Source organism: Acinetobacter sp. YH12251 (genome assembly GCF_013417465.1).
Lineage (GTDB): Bacteria > Pseudomonadota > Gammaproteobacteria > Pseudomonadales > Moraxellaceae > Acinetobacter > Acinetobacter amyesii.
Map to the genome: position 1 here is coordinate 134,508 of NZ_VPDZ01000003.1, position 15,698 is coordinate 150,205.

Here is a 15,698-nt window from a genome sequence, read left to right on the forward strand (position 1 = left end):
CTCCGACTTAGCTTAAGGTGCTTCTGTTTGTTTTAAAAATGCTGCCAACGTAAACTCTTGTACTTGGCTTACAACGGGAATATTGTATTCACTTAAGCACTCTCTAAGAGTTTTCTTGGTTGACAAATCTTCATTTAAATTATCTGAAATATAAGTTTTATTTGAAGACAAACAATTGGTTTGAACATTATTTAAGCTAGTATTTGCATAGGCTGGTAAAAAGGCTGTAGTCGTTACTCGAATTGTATCCTGAGAAACTAAATTTTTAGGCAATCCTGTACCCTCACTTAAATTTGTGCCTCGCACCAAATTATCACCGGGGCTTTTTGTTGCATCTCGTGATTTAGGGATAGTGATTGCAACTTGCGTCACTACTGCCTGCCTAGCACTGCCAAAATCACGCTCGATATCACAAAAGCCAGACACGCCACTATTAACCAACCGCGCATCATCGCCAGTCTCATTTGCAGTAATTATTGAGGTATCTGCATTTAATCCAAAAGCCCTATTATTAGTTGGCTTATAACAGAAAATAAATTCCTTATTTACACCTTTATCATCAATAGCTGCACCAACCGCTGTCGTATAGCTAACAAGCCTGCTTAAATCTGCTGTATTTAAATATTTATTTAATGGTGTGTCCGCAGATTGACTCAGTAATTGGTTAATTTGTGCATTAGTAGAAATCCCTAGAGAGGTGACACCCATTTTAATAGCATAAGTACCCACTACCATGATAATTAGGAGCAAGAAAAGAACAACCATAAGAGTTGCTCCTTTTTGGTTCTTTTTGAACATAATATTATTTTGATTAATCATTATTTCGCCCCAAACCATTTCTGAGTGCAACAGTCGCTATATATAATTGTCTTGGAACCCTATTAGCAGCCGTTGTATCAACCAAGGTACCAGATAAACCCGTTACCGTAGAGCCAAACAGATCGAATGTCTGAGCAGGGTTAATATTTTGGCTCGGAACCACGCTATCAGAGCGAATCAAGGCACTTAATTTTACAGCAACCACTCGTAAATTCGATTTTGTCTTAAAGGTTTCAATATCGTAATACGCCAAATTTCCTGCATCAGTCATACCACCTAACAGCACTTTAAACTGATCAACTTTTGGAATAATAACTTGAGCCTGAACTCCCAAACCATTAATCGTTGTTGGATTATTTTGTGTGGGGTTATCTTTGACAATTTTTTCTTTAGTTCCATCTGCGTTTGTTTTTTCTTCAGTAGTTGTGGCAGGTGTCGGTGTATTAGCATCACAAACCAGTGATAAAGAATTATTATCTTGTCTTAAAAAATACCGCTGAACAATTAAGTCACCAGTTCGAACAGATACACCTTCACAATTAAACATTGCAGTAGGTGCAATAAATTGAATTGTCAACTGATCACTTGCAATACCTGACATATTAGACGGGCCATTAGATCGACTAACAACATTTTCTGCAGTAATTGTCCCACTCAATGTTACATTTAAGTTGGAGGTCGCAGTCCCTGCAGTTAAAATCAGCCCCCCTCTAGGAGTATTTGATTTTATTTCATATTGGTTACTATTGCCAAAATTCAACATTTGAATATCTTTAACAATATAATCAAGGCCAAATAAGCCACTATCTTGTATCTGAGAGTTTGCTTCCTGCAGCCTTGTCGTAATAAAGCTTCCCAAAATAAGTTGAACTGCAGCCGCTGTCACAATCAACCCCAAAGTTAAAGCAACCATCAGCTCTAATAGTGTAAATCCTGATTGCTTATCATGAATGTTCATCAATAAACCTCCATCATCATGCAACTAGATCCAACCACATAAACACCTGCAACACTCATACACTGTGTCGTATTTTGACTTATGTTAGTTTCTCCCCATGCAGCAAAAAGACAATTTCTACGATCTGCTACCGTAACACTTGTTGTCCCAGGGCAATTTTCCATTCGCAGATGCAAACCAAAATTACGTGCATTGGCTTGAGCTTGCTGCACATCATTTCTAGCCAATGCCGCAGCATTGCATCCGGGGGTTGTTGGATTTATGCAGGCGGTAGAAATAGTATTAGGTATATCTTGATTTACTAACCCCATATACGAAGCTCTTCCTGCATTATTGGCCCTAATGCTTTCAGCAAGGCCTTTTAGCACAAAAATAGCATGCGATCGTTGAGCTGCTTCCGTAGAGGCTTCAACTGCTCTTACCTGCAATGCGGTATACCCTAGCACACCAATAGAAAGTAAGATTAATGCCACTAAAACTTCCATGAGCCCAACACCTTGTTGATTATGGATTTTCATCAACAACTCCCCTCTTCCATTGACTCAAATGCGCCAACAACCGAAAATGTAATAACTTTCGATTTTTTTAGTTTTTGTGAACAAATAGTTATTATTCTCGGATAATTTTCTATCTGATTTTCAGCTTTATTATTTACCAATATTTGATCAGCGACCCATTCTTTTTTACCATCTTCATTAGTTACTTCCTTCATTTTTACAAAACTTCTTGGCAACATTATACCCTGTGGGCTAAACACAATATCGGGTGGTGAATTATATCCCTGAGGAACACCTTCCAACGTAATATCGACATTTTTTGATACCCAAAAAAAATTGGTTGGTGTAGCTGTTGTACTCCCATTTAGCTGAACAACTGTATTTGTTTTAAGTAGAACGGCTTGACTGCGTGCTTGACTTAAAACTAATATCAATTCTTTTGTATTTGCGTCTAGTCGCTTTCTATTAAGTATATCCCCAAAAGAAGGCGCAGCCATCATGGCAATAATCGCCATTACAGCAATCGTCACCATCAACTCAATTAACGTAAACCCATTATTTTTCTGCATACTCCCCCCAAGGCAACAAAACCTTACCCTATTAAAAATAATACCCAATTAAATTACAAAACCAACACAAATAAGGATAAAAGGCATAAAAAAACAGATAATTGCCAAAAAGCAATTATCTGTCAATTCTTAAAAAAATTCAGAATGTTAAGTCATTAACACTTTATGCCTGAGTTACAGGAATACGTAACTCTTTTGGTAAACTAAAGGTAATATTTTCTTCGCGGCCATCTAGCTCTTGTGGTGCTTTTGCCCCCCAATCCTGTAAACGCTGAATCACTTGCTTAATTAAAATTTCAGGCGCAGACGCACCAGCTGTTACCCCAATTTTAGTCTGCTCATTAAACCATTCTTGCTGCAATTGTTCTGCATTATCGACCAAGTACGCATGTTTACCCATCCGTTCAGCCAATTCACGTAAACGGTTTGAGTTCGATGAGTTTGGCGAACCTACAACCAAGACCACATCGCACTGCTCGGCCAAATCACGTACCGCATCTTGGCGGTTTTGTGTCGCGTAGCAAATATCATCTTTACGCGGCCCCTGAATCTGAGGGAATTTCTGACGCAGTGCATCAATTACTTTGGCCGTATCATCAATGGACAGCGTAGTTTGAGTGACAAAAGCCACTTTTTCTGGGTTACGAACGTCTAGCGCAGCAACATCCTCTTCATCTTCAACCAAATAAATCGAGCCACCATTTTTAGTGTCATATTGTCCCATCGTGCCTTCAACTTCAGGATGCCCTTCATGACCAATCAAAATCGCTTCCACACCTTCACGTGCGTATTTGGTCACTTCAATATGGACTTTGGTCACCAACGGGCAAGTGGCATCAAAAACTTTTAGACCACGGCGCTCTGCTTCTTGTTGCACCGCTTTAGATACGCCATGGGCACTAAAGATCACGATATTATCGTCAGGTACTTCATCCAGTTCATCGACAAAAATTGCACCGCGCTGACGCAGATCATCGACCACAAATTTGTTATGCACCACTTCATGACGCACATAAATGGGTGGGTTAAAGCATTCGAGTGCACGGTTGACTATCGCGATGGCACGATCTACCCCTGCACAGAAACCGCGTGGATTAGCTAAAACAATTTCCATAGAATCCTCAATGCCCACTCAAATTTTACGGGTATCACTTGAAATAAATGCAAACAATAGACGTCTGACTATTTTGTTTGGCGCGCGTCTACTCTAAAATAGAGAAGATATTTTATCATATCAGGAAAAATATCATGTCGGGTCTCTTGTTTGTCGTTTCTGCTGCTTCGGGAACGGGCAAAACATCCCTCGTTAAAGCCCTGCTTGAACGTGTAAACAATTTACATGTCTCTGTTTCTCATACCACTCGTGGTCAGCGTCCTGGCGAATTAGACGGCGTACATTACCATTTTGCTAAAAAAGAAGATTTTCTATCTTTGGTAAATGAAGGCGGCTTCATTGAATATGCAGAAGTTTTTGGTAATTATTACGGTACTGCACAGCGCACAGTAAAAGAACAGTTGGCCAAAGGTCATGACGTTTTACTTGAAATTGACTGGCAAGGTGCTGAACAGGTTCGTAAACTTTTTCCTGAATCTAGACAAATTTTTATTCTTCCTCCGAGTCAGTTCGATTTACGTCAACGTTTATCCAATCGTGGTACAGACTCTGTTGAAGTAATTGAACATCGTCTTAGCTGTGCCGTAGAAGATATGCAGCAATACGTTAATTTTGACTATGTCATTATTAATGATGACTTTAATAAAGCACTGCATGACTTAGAGTCCGTTATTATTGCCAATCGTCTTGTTTTAAAACAACAAGCTATGCGCCATGAAAAACTGATTGAGAAATTAATCACCCCTATGGAACAGTGATTAAAACTTGAGTCTATAGACAAAGCACCTTATACTGCACAGTCTGTTAAAAATTTATATTCAAACGAGAATTCTTATGGCACGCGTAACCGTTGAAGATTGTTTAGACCATGTAGACAACCGCTTTGAGCTTGTACTAGTGGCAAGCAAACGCGCGCGTCAATTGGCACGTCAAGGTATCGAACCTACTGTTGAGTGGGACAATGACAAACCAACCGTTGTTGCTCTTCGTGAAATCGCAGCGGGTCACGTTTCTAAAGACATTTTGAAACAACGTGAACAAGACTACCAAACTTCAAGTTTAGACCTTGCACTTTCTGCAAATAACCTAAACTTAGACGGTTTTTCTTTCCAATAAGATAAACCTGACCTTAAAAGCCTAGTTTTTAACTAGGCTTTTTTTTATGGATTCTCTTTAATATTTTACTCAGAACAGTTATAACATAAGCTTAAGAAGTGCAAAGCAGGCGAAAAAGATTTTCATTTTTTTTAAACTAAAAAATTGACAAGTCATGCAATATGCATTTCATTAAAGTATTAACCGTTTCATTTGTAAATCAGTAGTAAAAGGGTGTTCTATGCCAGGCCCAATGGTCAGCCAAGCCAAGCAACAGTTAAATGTGATAATCGACGCTTACCTTTCAGTAAGTGATGTCGAACGCGTGCTTGAAGCTTGCGACTATGCGGATATTGCCCATGATGGCATTACTCGTAAAAGTGGCGAACCCTATATCCTTCACCCGATTGCGGTGAGCTGTATTTTGGCGCATATGCGCCTTGATGCGGAAACTTTAATGGCCGCTTTACTGCATGATGTCATCGAAGATACTGAATTTACCAAACAAGATATTACTGAAAAATTTGGCCTGACCGTTGCTGAACTCGTCGACGGTGTCACCAAACTCAGCCATTCTAGTGATAAAGAATATAATAAAGCCGCATCCTTCCGTAAAATTCTGCAAGCCACACTACAAGACCCACGTGTCATTATTATTAAACTAGCAGATCGCTATCATAATATGACCACACTAGGTGCTTTACGCCCTGACAAACGTGCTCGTATTGCCCAAGAAACCTTTGAAATTTTTGTACCTATGGCACGTCTTGTCGGTATGAATGAAATGGCCGACAACCTTGAACATTTGTGTTATCAAAATTTAGATTTAGATATGTATAACAATGTTCAAGAAGCTTTATTACAAACCAAACCGAAACGCTGCGAATACCAAACCAAGTGGGAAAACAACCTCACTACCCTACTTGAACAGCACCATATTTCAGGTCGAATTAAAAAGAAAAATAATAATATTGAATTACTTCGTCACTTTGTAAAAAACGATATCGATCTGCAAGAGCTCACCCATAGTCATGCCTTTGAAATTATTTTACAAAGTATCGCAGACTGTGACCGACTTGCAGACATCCTCAAAGAAAGCTTTAAAGTTTTAAATTACGCCGATCATATCCGTCGCCCACTCCCTGGTGGAAACCAGTCACTGATGATGCGCTTAAAAGGTGAAAAAACTATTTTGTCTCTGACCATCCAAACAGAGCTGATGCGTAAAGCAGCGCGCTTTGGTGTGGTCCTCGGTGAAAATGCACCGCAAGCTTGTCGTTCAGCGATCCAAGCCTCCATGCAAAATTTAAACGTGTTAGTCGATGGCGCATGTGCAAAGACCACATTTAGTGAATTACTGGATTATCTACATCAAGAAAAAATTTGGGTTTATACCCCACACGGTCATTTGCATGAACTCCCTCAGGGTGCAACAGCTGTTGATTTTGCTTATTCAGCAAGCTTATTTTTGGGCAACCATGCTGTTGGTGCGAAAATTAATGGGGAAACCAAGCCCCTTTCAACACCATTACTAAGTGGTCAAGTGGTTGAAATTATCACCGATGTTCTTGCAACACCGAATCCTGACTGGCTCAGCTTTATTAATACCCAAAAAGCCCGTCGTGCATTACAAAATATCCTTCGTGACCAAGACCAAGACGAACAACGTTTAGTTGGTCAGCAAGCTTTAAATCGCGCATTAAAACTCTTTAACCGTTCTGTGAGTGATTTGACATTAGCCGATTGGGAAAATGTACTGAATTGGCGTCATTTAAATGATAAAGAACAATTATTTGAACAGATTGCCGTGGGTGACTTACTACCTCAATTGGTTGCCAATCATTTATATGCTCAAGACACCATTCAGACTTCAAACTCTGCACGCTTGATCTTGGGCACTGACGGTGTCGATGTTAAATATGCGCACTGCTGCAACCCCGTTTTAGGCGATCCAATTCAAGGTCATTTATCACGTCGTGGTTTAATTGTGCACCGTTCACGTTGTCATAATTTATTACATGAACAGCATTTACATCCTGAAAATATCATGCCTTTACACTGGACCACAGAAGACAGTGAAGACATTAGTTTTACAGCCTATTTATGCCTAAACATGCTGTTAAATGATGAGCAAATTTCAGAACTGATCTATCTATGCCGTAAAGAAAAAGTCGGTGTAGAGACTGTCCGCTCACATGAAGAAAAAACCTATGTGAATATTGTTGTACATAACCGTAAACAAATTGCCGAAATTATCCGTAATTTAAGAATGCATTTTGGCTTCCCACGCATCAGTCGTTTGGCACAACCTGTTGCCATTGCTGAGCCTGCGAAAGTTGCCAGCTAACCTGACACCGCTTATTTATATGTGCTGTATCTGTGATGATAATAGGAGAAATAGATGTCCCGCCAGGTAATCCATACTGAAAATGCACCCGCTGCAATTGGTACTTACTCACAAGCCATTTTAGTGGGCGACACTTTGTATTTATCAGGTCAAATTGGCTTAGATCCATATAGCATGGAGCTGGTAGAAGGCATTGAAGCTCAAATTCGCCGTGTATTCGACAACTTAAAAGCGGTATGTGAAGCTGCAGGTGGTACGCTAGCAGATATCGCTAAGCTGAATATTTTCCTCACTGACCTTTCTAACTTCCAATTGGTCAACCAAATTATGGGCGAATACTTTGCTCAACCCTACCCTGCACGCGCAGCACTCGGTGTTGCTAGCCTTCCAAAAGGTGCACTAGTTGAAATGGATGGCGTGGTGATTATTAATCAATAATTTAGTAAACTCTGATTAAGCCTTTCGCGAAATATCTCATACTAAAAGATCAAAAGCCTTTCATGGAAATCTGAGCATTACTCAGATTTCCGCTTAAATGACATTTTTTTATTCAAAAACTCAATCAGCATTATAGTATTTTTAAATGATTTTTATTGACAAACGATAATAATTATCAATAATATTACTTATCCCATTTATTCACTTGGTTTTATTTCATGTACGTTTGTTTGTGCCGTGGTATTACTGATCAAGACATTAAAGATGCAATTGCCAATGGTGCAGAAAGCTATCGTGAAGTTCGCGATATGCTCGATTTAGGCACCTGTTGTGGTCGCTGTGCTCCTGAAGCACGCATGATCATCAGTGATGAAGTTGCACAAATTGCAGCCCGTATCGCAATTGCTGCTTAAACCAAGTTTTTAAGTTTCATCAACAATCATAATTATAAAACCAATGGTTTTAGACCATTCCTCCTCCCCCGCTTCTGACTCTAAGCGGGTTTTTATTTATTAAAGTCCTGAGAATTAGCGCCTTGTTTTGATTGTGATTTTCATTTGCTGTTCTATAAAATACTCGCTATAAAATGTCTTCTTGTTTAAGATATTTCTTATCTTGTTATATTCGCACGGCTCAGCTGGGCTAAGCATATTTGATGGAGCAAAGGCAATGAAAGGCAATCGTGATGTAATCAATCAGTTAAATCAGGTGCTGTACCATCATTTGACTGCAATCAACCAATATTTCCTGCATTCCCGCATGTTTAACGACTGGGGCATTGAACAGTTAGGCGCGGCGGAATACAAAGAATCGATCCGCCAAATGAAACATGCCGATAAAATTATTGAACGCATTTTATTTTTAGAAGGCCTGCCGAATTTACAGCATTTAGGCAAATTGTATATCGGCCAGCATACTGTTGAAGTATTAAATTGCGATATCCGTAAAGTCAAAGAAAATATTGAAGCGATTCAACAAGCCGTGGCTTTGGCTGAAATGCACATGGATTATGTAACACGCGACTTGGTTCAAGAAATTCTAGAAAAAGAAGAAGAATGGCTGGACTGGGCTGCTACACAGTTAGACTTAGTGGAAGCTGTGGGCGCTGAAAATTATATTCAGAGTCAGATTTGAGATTAATTGATTAATATAAAAAAACCTGCTTAAGCAGGTTTTTTTATACTTTCATAGTTACAAAATTATCAACCGCATCATAAAGCACAAAAACCTATAAACTTACAAACACGCTTCTTGCTTAAATTTAGGTATAAAATCTAAGCTATAGCGGCACTTCCAGTTGCCATTTAAATCCCTGTCAAAATAAATGACCCGATCACTCAGCGCAGATGATGCTTTTCCTAGAATTTTACATTCAAAAGCTGGAGCCGATACCCCATCGATAGGTTCATAAACTTTATATAAACAAAAATTTGACTTCTTATTTAAAAATACATTCTCAACAGTAAAAGAGCGGACACCAAAAACGGACGCACTATTTAATATTAATTCATATTGAAGCTTACCGCCCTTCAGTTCAGCTAAAATAGAATTTACTTGAGCTTTAACTATATAATTTTGATAATTATAAACACTAAGAGCTGCTAAAATGGAGATAACCGCCACAACAATAACAAGTTCCAGCAATGTAAACCCTATCTCATAAGTTTTCATAAAAATTCCTTATTTTTTTCAAAATAAGCAATTTTTATGCCAAGTAAATTACCAGTAAAATCAACATCTTAAAATTTTTATATTTTAATTGAGTCAATTAATCACAAAATTTGTCATTAAATTACACTAATACTCATTCAGGCCTAAGATCAACTATATTTACGATCTGTTTCTCTTTACGATTGATCAAAACAACCATGTCAATATTGTATGTTTTTAAAGGCAGCCAAGCATCTGCCTTCATGTTATTCTTCAACGCGTCTTTAATTTTATCTTTATCATTTAATCCGTTTAAATCATTTAAATCTTTAGACTTCCTTACTATCTCCGACTCCGCCGTGTCTAAGGTTTTATAAAATGCCGGCATTTGAGCGCGAGAATACCCTTGATTCATTTCTTTAAACATTTCGCTATACTTTTTCTCATCATCCCTCGAATATTCAGCTGCAACAAATTGCGGTTTAAACCATGACAACTTTTTGAATTGAGCAGCAACAGTACCGCCTTTGTCATCAATAATTTCATTTTTTCTTACCAAATCAAAATTATTACCTGTATAAACCACCCAAACAGGCCGTGTTTTTTCTAATGAGTACACCCCATAAGCCATTGCTAAACATTGAAAGAAAATGATCACCGCTAAATCTATTTTTAAAGTTTTTTTCCCTTTTTTATATACTAGAAACCCCAATAAAGGCCCCAAAATAATATCGACTATAATAACCATCCATAGAATATTGACAGCGCCAAGAGCCTTTGCCAGCGGTGCTGGATACCAGACAAAAAATACCCACCCCAAGATAAAACCAGACACTAAAACTGATAAAGCTAAATGTTTACAAAAAAAATGCAATCTGCTTTTTTCAAACATAAAAAACACCTAGAGCTATAACTCTTTATTTAATCAATGGAAAATATTCGTTTTGCAATGATAATCTTATTTCATCTATAACTGCATTTCTTTTTTTCTCACTGGTATAGCCATTGCTTAAACCCACAAGCACACCGCCGCGCTCATCAACTAATGCATAACCTGTAAAACCTGGGTAACTGCCAGTATTGCCATATAATTGAAAGCCACCTTCATAGAGCTTCTGCATTAATACGCCCCGGCTGCAGCTGCTACCATTTCTGCAATGATAGATATCTTGGTTGAAAATATATTCCTTGCCAAATTCACTTACAAAATATTGATATAATCTTGCTAATTCATCGGCACGCCCTGAAAGTCCAGATACAGCGCTCAATGCCTGCATATCTCTCGTAAGCCTAAAATCAGGGATGTAATTATAAAAATCATCATAGCCAACTTCATCTTCTAAGTAATCTTGATCTATAAACTTAAAGTGATTATCAGGTACTGATTTATTCAAAAAACTCATTGCAAGCTGTCTATATTCAAGCTGAGTTTGGCGCTCAATAACTGCACCCAATAAACAGTAGCCTAAATTTGAATAAATTGCCTGCTCACCTGGCGGATATTGAAGCTCTATTTCACTTAGCCTGTTTAAATTTTTTGGACACCATACTTGATCTTTCTGCTGAAACATTGGCTCACCCGTCACATACCGATCAAAACCAGCCTGATGACGCATCAAATCAATTATTAGAATCTTGCCCATTCTTTCATCTACTGGCTTGCTTTCATGTGTAAAACTAAAAGCCTTATCATTTAAATCCAGCGCCGCATGTTTTGCCTGCTCTAAAATGAGCGCGCTGGTCAATGCTTTGGTTATACTGGCATAAACAAACCGTGTGTCCTTGGTTATTTCATTGGCATCATCAAAGGACGCCTTACCGCCAACAACACATGTAAATTGCTGCTTCTCAGGAGAGATATAACTGACTTGACTTGCATAAGCTTCAAAATTTTGAATATTTTTAATAATCGTTTTTTTTAACCACGAAGGCGCATTGGCATCACATTTTATTTCTTTAAAATGCAATCTTAACTGAGCCGCATAATAATGATATTGAATACGATGCTGCCAGTCCCTGCGCTCAACATACACATAAGCCCCAAATACAGTCAGCCCTACCAGCAAAATGACCGTAAGGATATTAATAATTATTTTCTTCATAAAGTTCTCAAAATAAAAAAATGCACTCAGATGAGTGCATTTTTAATTCATAATAAAAATTATGAAGCAGGAGTTTGACTACCAGAACCGCCTGTAGAAGTTGGGTGTGGGCAGTTTTCAGGTAGGAATTTTGCATCGATTGTGTCTTGAGCTGAACAAGTCCAAGTGCCTGCATTTGCAGCAGTGTATGCAGCACGAGACCAAGTGATCGTTTTAGTGCTTAGCGCGCCGCTTGCACCCTTACCAAATTTACCTTGAATTGTTGAATTACCATCTGCACGGTTAAATGTAATCAACATACCTGTCGTAGTTAAAGAACCTTGGGTAGTCGGAACTGTAGCCGGAGCTGTAGGTGTATCGCCTTGTTTAAACAAAGATGACTCTGTAATTGTAAAAGTACATTCTTTGCTGTCTGTTAAGCAAAGATCAACAATCGTTTTATAGTTGCCTAATTCACCAATCGCACGAGTAACTTGAGATTTAGTGACATAGTTTTGGTACTGAGGAATCGCAATCGCAGCAAGAATACCGATAATCGCAACAACGATCATTAATTCGATAAGAGTAAAACCCTTTTGAACTGATTTCATAACATTCTCCACAAATGTTTTTTAATTTAATTATTTAATAAAGCTATGTAGCTTGTTTTATAAATAGCACAGAGCGTGCCAAGATTTATTATAATAAAATTGACAGAAAAAACAGCACTTTAAGAAAATATTTTTATTTTTGTAAATATTATGTCTCTTTTTGTGTAAAAAAGTGACGATTTGTGTCACTTTCCTACGCTTTATTACCTCAAAATAATTGGTGTATTGCTCAGTTCATTGGCACGGTCTACAGACTTACCTGCATAAAACTCATCCATGACATTTCCGATCTCTTTTACACCCTCTGTCATGGCAGTCCTATACATCTCTTTTTGCATGTGTTGAATGATCCTTTGGCAAATTCCATCCCAAATATTTTGCTCTGTTGCATTTTTAATGCCGCGATCAATCACAATTTCAACCTGACGTTCACACAGGTTTAAATACAGTAAAACACCACTATTAAATTCCGTATCCCACACACCCAGTTCCGCAAAGAGCTGTTCAGCACGTGCACGAGTATTCTGATAATAAGCTTGGTTTGAAGGAATATGCCCTTCGATCACCACTTGTATTTCACCTACATGTCCATGCTCTGCTGCTGTGACTGCTTGCGCAATGGCCTGCTGATCTTGCTTATTAAAAAAACGGTTTGCCGCAGGCATATAAAAGAAGTGCTTCAACCAGCGTTTAAAACTTGGTTGTTGTATTTCCTGTGTTTTAGGACAGGTGACAATTTCTGTTGTTTCTGTTTTCGTTACCATGAACCTGATGCTCCCCCTCCGCCAAAACCACCACCGCCTCCGCTATAGCCTCCGCCACCAAAGCCACCACCTCCGCTACGGCCTCCACCACCCCCACCACCGGCAAGGAACATTTGAAAAATGGTTTGAGCAATAGCAGTGATGAGTAGAAAGAATATTGCCCCACCCATCAACAGACTGGTGAGTAGACCTGCACCATTGACCAAACCCGCAACGGTCCCGGCAACAGCTGCAGTTGACGCACTTAAGCGCTTACCCACAATAAAGGATGCAAAAATACCAATCACCAAAATAATGAGAACCGTTGTAAACGTTTTCTCTTTGGCTTGTTGCTCGTGTAAGGCTTGTTCCTGACGTTCTTTCAGCTCTTGGGCTGCTTGAGCTGCAACTTCAGGGTCTTGATTTAAAATACGTGCTATTTCCGTTAAGCCAGCATCTATGCCTTGAGCATATTGGGCTTCCTTAAAATGAGGTGTAATTTGATTTCGAATTATGCGACTAACGATGATATCGGGCATGATTCCTTCTAACCCATAACCCGTTAATATTTGTATGCGACGATCATTCACAGCGATCGCCATCAATATCCCGTTGTCACGTTTTGCTGAACCGAGTTGCCATTTTTCTGCAACACGCATGGCATAATCAAAAATATCTTCTTGACCTGTGGTTGGCACAATCACGACACCAATTTGCGCCTTGCCTTGTTCGTGTAACTGTAAAATTTTCTGGCTAATGGCTTGCTTTTCAGCAGCGGAAAGTAAGTTTGCCTGATCAACTACAGGTTCATTGAGCGTCGGCAAGCCACGAATCGACTCGCCATCTGCCATATCATTGGCGATATTCGGCTGCTGAATTTTGATTTCAGGCTGTGCTGTTGTTTCTTTTTGCGTAGCTGACTGCTGATCTTTTAATATTTTACCGACAACAACTGTTTCAGCATCTACATCTGTAGCGGTGGCAGTTTCTGCATGTGTGAAACCCACCACACACAATAAGCATGCTAAGACTATGCGCTGCAGCCACAACAAACCTGTATGTTTTAGCTCAAAAACCACCATCAGCCCACCTCACAATGCAGTGACGCCAATTAATTAAAATCAACTTTTGGTGCAGTTTGTGCACTTTGCTCTGCGCTAAAGTTAGGCTTTGTATCCATACCAATGACTTTAGCCGTCATCACTTGCGGGAACTGGCGTGCATAGCCATTAAAGTCTTGTACCGTAGTAATGTAGCGATTACGTGCGACAGCGATCCTGTTTTCAGTGCCTTCAAGCTGTACCTGTAAATCACGGAATTGCTCATTGGCTTTTAAGTCTGGATAATTTTCCGAGACTGCAATTAAACGAGAAAGTGCGCTGGTCATCTGCGCTTGAGCTTCTTGATATTTTTGGAACAGTGCTGGATCTTCCAAAACTTCCTTATCCACTTTTAAGCCCGCAACATTGGCACGTGCTTGAGTCACTTCTGTCAGTACTTGTTCCTCATGTTTCGCGTAACCTTTAACCACATTGACAAGGTTAGGTACCAAATCTGCACGGCGTTGATATTGGTTTTGCACTTCAGACCATGCTGCTGTAACGGCTTCGTCTTTAACTTGTAATGTGTTATAGCCACAACCACTGAGGGTCAATGTACTGACTAATGCGATTGCGAGCATGCTTTTTTTCATTGAATTCATAACCCTTAACCTCAAGTATTTATTTGTAATTGTTTAAATAAATTCATTCTAACCCTATTTTTCGAATGAATTATGTATTTTCTTTGTGATTAAACTGATCCACTCGAAAAATATTTAGCATTAAAAAAAGCCCACGACTCGGGCTTTTTTTATCATATTGAACTAACTATACAATTGCGGTGTAATTTCAGTCTGAAAACTTTCCATTTGATATTCATCAGCAAGGCGTTCTTTCCAATATTTCACAAACTGACTGTAATCAATTTCGCTCGGATGGAATTCTGCTTTGTAATATGACAAATATTCTGGCGTCAGTTGAATAAACATTTTTGCCAGCAAATATGCCCCGAAAATATTTCCACCCAGCTTTGGCAAACTTTTTTCTTATCCTGCATAAATAGCTTTGTTGCAGAATAAAACGTAAGACTAGCAAAACCTGTGGTCACACTGCGCATAATCATGCGACGTATTTTGTCATCACCGTAGACATGCTGATATACATCGAATGCCACCGCGCGATGCTCAATTTCTTCAATCGCATGCCACACCCAAAGTTTCACCGCATCATCATCTAAAGTACTGAGCACTTCAGGATGTCTTAAAATATAGCCGCCAAGTAAAGCGGTAAAATGTTCAAATGCACAGGTAATTGCCAGCTGAATCTTTGGATGTAAGTTTTTTACATAGCTGTCTTTACGTGCCAGCCATGCTTGGAAACGATCTAAATTATAGGTTTCACTGCGCCAAGCATCGTTAAATTCAGCATGGGCTTTGGAATGCATCGCTTCTTGCCCAATGAATGCTGCGATCTCAGCTTGTAATTTTTCATCACTGACTTTATCGCGTACATTGCGCACGCTATGCACAAAGAATTGCTCACCAATGGGAAAGGTCGATGACAATGCCGTCAACAAATGCGACATCACCGGTGAATTTGCAAAATAATGCCGGCGAATCGCTTTAGGATTGAATTGTGCTCGACGTACCGTAATGCCAATGGCTTTCGGACGATTTAGATATGTTTTTTGTGTCGTCACTTGCGTCATGGTCGCTTCCTAAGATTTGGATCATGAT

At 39.1% G+C, this 15,698-nt stretch carries 18 protein-coding genes and 1 pseudogene; 6 read left to right on the forward strand and 13 right to left on the reverse strand.

Features of this window, described 5'->3' with window-relative positions; genetic code table 11:
• Positions 1-12: 12 nt before the first annotated feature.
• The 5 genes from FTV27_RS03890 to ispH form a co-directional block, all read right to left on the reverse strand.
• On the reverse strand, positions 13-819 hold the full coding sequence (locus FTV27_RS03890) for a pilus assembly PilX N-terminal domain-containing protein (RefSeq protein WP_180077099.1): 807 nt from the start codon (positions 817-819) through the stop codon (positions 13-15).
• A complete protein-coding gene (locus FTV27_RS03895) occupies positions 812-1,777 on the reverse strand; it encodes a PilW family protein (protein ID WP_180077223.1) in 966 nt (321 codons plus the stop codon). Before FTV27_RS03895 ends, FTV27_RS03890 begins: the two co-directional genes overlap by 8 nt.
• Entirely contained in the window at positions 1,777-2,295 is a 519-nt protein-coding gene (gene pilV / locus FTV27_RS03900) for a type IV pilus modification protein PilV (RefSeq protein WP_180077100.1), read from the reverse strand. Before pilV ends, FTV27_RS03895 begins: the two co-directional genes overlap by 1 nt.
• On the reverse strand, positions 2,295-2,843 hold the full coding sequence (locus tag FTV27_RS03905) for a Tfp pilus assembly protein FimT/FimU (RefSeq protein WP_180077101.1): 549 nt from the start codon (positions 2,841-2,843) through the stop codon (positions 2,295-2,297). The genes pilV and FTV27_RS03905 overlap by 1 nt, the downstream gene beginning before the upstream one ends.
• Before the next feature lie 163 nt (positions 2,844-3,006).
• Entirely contained in the window at positions 3,007-3,957 is a 951-nt protein-coding gene (gene ispH / locus FTV27_RS03910; protein ID WP_180077102.1) for a 4-hydroxy-3-methylbut-2-enyl diphosphate reductase, read from the reverse strand.
• Between the two features lie 134 nt (positions 3,958-4,091).
• Between ispH and gmk the strand changes: the two genes are divergently transcribed.
• The 6 genes from gmk to bfr all read left to right on the forward strand — a co-directional run bounded on the left by gmk (position 4,092) and on the right by bfr (position 8,971).
• On the forward strand, positions 4,092-4,715 hold the full coding sequence (gmk, locus tag FTV27_RS03915; RefSeq protein ID WP_180077103.1) for a guanylate kinase: 624 nt from the start codon (positions 4,092-4,094) through the stop codon (positions 4,713-4,715).
• 76 nt (positions 4,716-4,791) lie between these two features.
• The gene (gene rpoZ, locus FTV27_RS03920; protein ID WP_067762989.1) at positions 4,792-5,073 is read left to right on the forward strand and encodes a DNA-directed RNA polymerase subunit omega; all 282 of its coding nucleotides are present in this window, start codon (positions 4,792-4,794) and stop codon (positions 5,071-5,073) included.
• A gap of 220 nt (positions 5,074-5,293) precedes the next feature.
• The gene (locus FTV27_RS03925) at positions 5,294-7,399 is read left to right on the forward strand and encodes a bifunctional (p)ppGpp synthetase/guanosine-3',5'-bis(diphosphate) 3'-pyrophosphohydrolase (RefSeq protein ID WP_180008708.1); all 2,106 of its coding nucleotides are present in this window, start codon (positions 5,294-5,296) and stop codon (positions 7,397-7,399) included.
• A gap of 54 nt (positions 7,400-7,453) precedes the next feature.
• The gene (locus tag FTV27_RS03930; protein ID WP_078189365.1) at positions 7,454-7,837 is read left to right on the forward strand and encodes a RidA family protein; all 384 of its coding nucleotides are present in this window, start codon (positions 7,454-7,456) and stop codon (positions 7,835-7,837) included.
• A gap of 218 nt (positions 7,838-8,055) precedes the next feature.
• Positions 8,056-8,250, forward strand: a complete 195-nt coding sequence (locus FTV27_RS03935) for a bacterioferritin-associated ferredoxin (RefSeq protein WP_078192519.1) — start codon at positions 8,056-8,058, stop codon at positions 8,248-8,250.
• A gap of 256 nt (positions 8,251-8,506) precedes the next feature.
• A complete protein-coding gene (bfr, locus tag FTV27_RS03940) occupies positions 8,507-8,971 on the forward strand; it encodes a bacterioferritin (RefSeq protein ID WP_180077104.1) in 465 nt (154 codons plus the stop codon).
• 102 nt (positions 8,972-9,073) lie between these two features.
• Here the strand turns inward: bfr and FTV27_RS03945 are convergent, their stop codons facing one another.
• From FTV27_RS03945 to FTV27_RS03980, 8 genes and pseudogenes are all read right to left on the reverse strand, one after another.
• Positions 9,074-9,508 carry a pilin gene (locus FTV27_RS03945; RefSeq protein ID WP_121531523.1) on the reverse strand — a complete coding sequence of 145 codons (435 nt, stop codon included), beginning with the start codon at positions 9,506-9,508 and terminating at the stop codon, positions 9,074-9,076.
• A 133-nt stretch (positions 9,509-9,641) separates the two neighbouring features.
• Positions 9,642-10,379, reverse strand: a complete 738-nt coding sequence (gene tfpZ, locus FTV27_RS03950) for a TfpX/TfpZ family type IV pilin accessory protein (protein WP_180077105.1) — start codon at positions 10,377-10,379, stop codon at positions 9,642-9,644.
• Between the two features lie 25 nt (positions 10,380-10,404).
• Positions 10,405-11,589 (reverse strand): serine hydrolase, encoded by a 1,185-nt coding sequence (locus FTV27_RS03955; RefSeq protein ID WP_180077106.1) that lies wholly within the window; start codon positions 11,587-11,589, stop codon positions 10,405-10,407.
• 59 nt (positions 11,590-11,648) lie between these two features.
• Positions 11,649-12,179 (reverse strand): pilin, encoded by a 531-nt coding sequence (locus tag FTV27_RS03960; protein WP_180077107.1) that lies wholly within the window; start codon positions 12,177-12,179, stop codon positions 11,649-11,651.
• Between the two features lie 203 nt (positions 12,180-12,382).
• Positions 12,383-12,943, reverse strand: a complete 561-nt coding sequence (locus FTV27_RS03965) for a TPM domain-containing protein (RefSeq protein ID WP_180077108.1) — start codon at positions 12,941-12,943, stop codon at positions 12,383-12,385.
• The gene (locus tag FTV27_RS03970) at positions 12,937-14,004 is read right to left on the reverse strand and encodes a YgcG family protein (protein ID WP_180077109.1); all 1,068 of its coding nucleotides are present in this window, start codon (positions 14,002-14,004) and stop codon (positions 12,937-12,939) included. The genes FTV27_RS03965 and FTV27_RS03970 overlap by 7 nt, the downstream gene beginning before the upstream one ends.
• 29 nt (positions 14,005-14,033) lie before the next feature.
• A complete protein-coding gene (locus FTV27_RS03975) occupies positions 14,034-14,624 on the reverse strand; it encodes a LemA family protein (RefSeq protein ID WP_078189372.1) in 591 nt (196 codons plus the stop codon).
• A gap of 162 nt (positions 14,625-14,786) precedes the next feature.
• Positions 14,787-15,670: pseudogene (locus FTV27_RS03980) on the reverse strand (metal-dependent hydrolase).
• Positions 15,671-15,698 lie beyond the last annotated feature (28 nt).

Excerpts from the sequence above, each read along its gene's own strand:
- FTV27_RS03925 (WP_180008708.1), top strand. The coding sequence starts at position 5,294 with ATGCCAGGCCCAATGGTCAGCCAAGCCAAGCAACAGTTAAATGTGATA.
- FTV27_RS03890 (WP_180077099.1), bottom strand. The coding sequence starts at position 819 with ATGATTAATCAAAATAATATTATGTTCAAAAAGAACCAAAAAGGAGCA.
- FTV27_RS03895 (WP_180077223.1), bottom strand. The coding sequence starts at position 1,777 with ATGAACATTCATGATAAGCAATCAGGATTTACACTATTAGAGCTGATG.
- FTV27_RS03965 (WP_180077108.1), bottom strand. The coding sequence starts at position 12,943 with ATGGTAACGAAAACAGAAACAACAGAAATTGTCACCTGTCCTAAAACA.
- bfr (WP_180077104.1), top strand. The coding sequence starts at position 8,507 with ATGAAAGGCAATCGTGATGTAATCAATCAGTTAAATCAGGTGCTGTAC.
- FTV27_RS03970 (WP_180077109.1), bottom strand. The coding sequence starts at position 14,004 with ATGGTGGTTTTTGAGCTAAAACATACAGGTTTGTTGTGGCTGCAGCGC.
- gmk (WP_180077103.1), top strand. The coding sequence starts at position 4,092 with ATGTCGGGTCTCTTGTTTGTCGTTTCTGCTGCTTCGGGAACGGGCAAA.
- tfpZ (WP_180077105.1), bottom strand. The coding sequence starts at position 10,379 with ATGTTTGAAAAAAGCAGATTGCATTTTTTTTGTAAACATTTAGCTTTA.
- pilV (WP_180077100.1), bottom strand. The coding sequence starts at position 2,295 with ATGAAAATCCATAATCAACAAGGTGTTGGGCTCATGGAAGTTTTAGTG.
- FTV27_RS03935 (WP_078192519.1), top strand. The coding sequence starts at position 8,056 with ATGTACGTTTGTTTGTGCCGTGGTATTACTGATCAAGACATTAAAGAT.
- FTV27_RS03955 (WP_180077106.1), bottom strand. The coding sequence starts at position 11,589 with ATGAAGAAAATAATTATTAATATCCTTACGGTCATTTTGCTGGTAGGG.
- rpoZ (WP_067762989.1), top strand. The coding sequence starts at position 4,792 with ATGGCACGCGTAACCGTTGAAGATTGTTTAGACCATGTAGACAACCGC.
- FTV27_RS03930 (WP_078189365.1), top strand. The coding sequence starts at position 7,454 with ATGTCCCGCCAGGTAATCCATACTGAAAATGCACCCGCTGCAATTGGT.
- ispH (WP_180077102.1), bottom strand. The coding sequence starts at position 3,957 with ATGGAAATTGTTTTAGCTAATCCACGCGGTTTCTGTGCAGGGGTAGAT.
- FTV27_RS03945 (WP_121531523.1), bottom strand. The coding sequence starts at position 9,508 with ATGAAAACTTATGAGATAGGGTTTACATTGCTGGAACTTGTTATTGTT.
- FTV27_RS03960 (WP_180077107.1), bottom strand. The coding sequence starts at position 12,179 with ATGAAATCAGTTCAAAAGGGTTTTACTCTTATCGAATTAATGATCGTT.
- FTV27_RS03975 (WP_078189372.1), bottom strand. The coding sequence starts at position 14,624 with ATGAATTCAATGAAAAAAAGCATGCTCGCAATCGCATTAGTCAGTACA.
- FTV27_RS03905 (WP_180077101.1), bottom strand. The coding sequence starts at position 2,843 with ATGCAGAAAAATAATGGGTTTACGTTAATTGAGTTGATGGTGACGATT.